Source organism: Candidatus Regiella insecticola LSR1 (assembly GCF_000143625.1).
In the GTDB taxonomy this organism is placed as follows: domain Bacteria; phylum Pseudomonadota; class Gammaproteobacteria; order Enterobacterales; family Enterobacteriaceae; genus Regiella; species Regiella insecticola.
The window spans coordinates 1-2,185 of sequence record NZ_GL379752.1 but is presented as its reverse complement, the minus strand read 5'-3'; the positions used below and the strand labels follow the sequence as shown (position 1 = coordinate 2,185).

Here is a 2,185-nt window from a genome sequence, read left to right as displayed (position 1 = left end):
TTATTCATCATCGCGCCGACGCGGTGCGGTGGGAGAATAGCCTTGAATTTCGGGTAGCGGCTCACGCGCCGTAGCTCGTCGAGTTGTATCAGTGAGGTGACCAATTCGAACCGAGCCGCTCGCCAGGCGTGATAGATGGTATCAGGTGCACCATGCGAAGATATCAGTGCACTAAGCAGGACATTAGTGTCCAGAACAACCCGCATCAGTGCTCACGCGCCTATTGTATCGCCTCATCAATAAGATCCGTCACTTCGGGGTCTCACTCATGCTGGAGGTGGCTGCCTTGGCTTGTTTTACGGCTCTCTCGAGGATATACGAACGCACGGCTTCCTCAATGAAGCGCGACAGATCCCCTTTTCGGCCACCGCCCTGTGCGGCTATAAACATACGTACCGACTGATCCGTGTCTTGCGACACGGCAACATTCCAGCGAACAGTATTCATAGTGACTCCTTAATTGATGTTTATGTGTTTATACACCGATAGTGTAAAAAGAGCAATGTATGTCTAATGAAAAAAAACCAATACGTCTCGTCACCTACAACAACAAAGTCTTTGTGGTGGGGCTGGAATGGCGCGCCATTAAAGGCGGCCTGCATTATATGAAAGAGGTGAAAGCCATTGGGAAAAGAGAAAACAGGGATGTGGTTGCCATCCAGCAAAATGACTCTATCCAGGCAGGCTTTGCCCCTAAGTTTTCCGTTCCATTAAAAGGAAAATATTCGCTGGCGGTGTCGCTGGTGTCGTTGATCCCGGGTAAATGGCTGGCCGTCATTCCGTTAGATAAAGACGATCTGAATACGGATTTACATTGTGATGGCGTCTACCGGCGGTTTGGTGATGCCCTGGACGGACAAAATCGTTTCGCCAGCAGCATTAGAGCAAGAGGTTGTCGATATTACATCGCGTTTAGCCAAAGGTGAGGGAGAGTTTAAGGTTTTTGGTGATAAGCGGTTTTTATGGGTGACGGATGACCTTTCACTGACAGCGTTGTTAACGGTTAAAACCTTAAAAAGAATTTAAGCTTAAACCCTTAACCTGGGGACTCACCAAAAAAGAAATGGTTTCCTGGACGGTTTTTCTTGTTTTTCTGCTGATAGCGTTCTCTTTTTTTAAGAGAGCATAAAAAAGTGTGGGGCAATCCTATGCAGCTAATCCCGTGCTTTCATCGGTCTTTTCTCCGATATGCTCATCGATTTTCAGACCCGGATACCAACGCCTGAATTGCTCTTTCAGCTCATCATTAAGCACTGAGGTTCGGGTTTGGAGTAGATAATGAGCGCCCTGCTGGCTCCATTGCATTTGCTGTTTTTTAACCATTCTTTTTGCCACCACTTCATTGATAGTTGATTCTACAAAGGCGGTAGAAATGGTCTCCCCATATCGGTACATCTCGCCATAATTAGGGATTATCATCCGGTTATTGCTAATGTAGGTATACATTTCATCCAGATGAGTTAACAGCTTCTTACGGTTAAAATAGTTGAGCTCATTATCATCACAAAGCAGGGTGCATTCTTCCAAGTTTTCCAGTGCGTTTTCAACATTCCCATGCCAGAGATACCACTTAGTGCTTTCAAGTGTATCTGAGAGAACTGCGCCAATAGCCGGATCACTTTTCTCTACCCCTTTTGCATATTGATTAAGTACCGTCAGCCTCATTGTGATGTGAAACCAATCGAGTACATGACGAGACTCAGGGTAAAAACTGAACTGCAGTTCCCTGAGGTTGTCTGCCCCATCAGATAAAAAAGTAATTTGCTGATTCGCCTGCATTCCCTGAGAAGTCAGCTGTGCCATCAGTTTTTTCCTCGGATGCTCATCGATTTTTTGAACAAACCCAAAACGTTTAGCCGGGACTTCATCGGAGTACGATTTTCCGACAATGACTTCAAAATGGTTCTTTTTATCATTTCTGTTGCGAACATAGCCCCCATCAATACCCACAACCATGGGTTTACCTGGTTTGGGGAGCGCTGCCCAATCTCGAGGACAACCTGAAAGATAATCAGGTTTTTCAGCCAACTCCGCTTCCTGCCGTTTTGCTACATGACATAAGTGATTTCTAATGGTCGAAGCATTATAACGTTCGCCAACGGGGAGAATGTCTTTCAATAAATCAGACGTTAACCCATCCGCGTCTCTTGAGGTTTTTCTATTGTCAGTATCTTTTCACTGTGGG

The 2,185-nt window shown here is 45.8% G+C and carries 3 protein-coding genes and 1 pseudogene; 1 reads left to right on the top strand and 3 read right to left on the bottom strand.

Annotation, left to right across the window (positions count from 1 at the left end):
- The coding region (locus REG_RS11605; RefSeq protein ID WP_071985218.1) for a putative toxin-antitoxin system toxin component, PIN family at window positions 1-206 on the bottom strand (206 nt) is incomplete at its 3' end.
- 43 nt (window positions 207-249) lie between these two features.
- The gene (locus REG_RS10480) at window positions 250-447 is read right to left on the bottom strand and encodes a ribbon-helix-helix domain-containing protein (RefSeq protein ID WP_455549909.1); all 198 of its coding nucleotides are present in this window, start codon (window positions 445-447) and stop codon (window positions 250-252) included.
- Between the two features lie 59 nt (window positions 448-506).
- Between REG_RS10480 and REG_RS10475 the strand changes: the two genes are divergently transcribed.
- The gene (locus REG_RS10475; RefSeq protein WP_006705623.1) at window positions 507-926 is read left to right on the top strand and encodes a type 4b pilus protein PilO2; all 420 of its coding nucleotides are present in this window, start codon (window positions 507-509) and stop codon (window positions 924-926) included.
- A 220-nt stretch (window positions 927-1,146) separates the two neighbouring features.
- On the opposite strand, the pseudogene REG_RS10470 reads toward REG_RS10475, so the two are convergent.
- Window positions 1,147-2,133, bottom strand: a pseudogene (locus tag REG_RS10470) (ISKra4 family transposase); the annotation flags it as partial.
- Window positions 2,134-2,185 lie beyond the last annotated feature (52 nt).

What these genes read in the sequence shown, in the direction of transcription:
- REG_RS10480 (WP_455549909.1), bottom strand. Translation starts at nt 447, where the DNA reads ATGAATACTGTTCGCTGGAATGTTGCCGTGTCGCAAGACACGGATCAG.
- REG_RS10475 (WP_006705623.1), top strand. Translation starts at nt 507, where the DNA reads ATGTCTAATGAAAAAAAACCAATACGTCTCGTCACCTACAACAACAAA.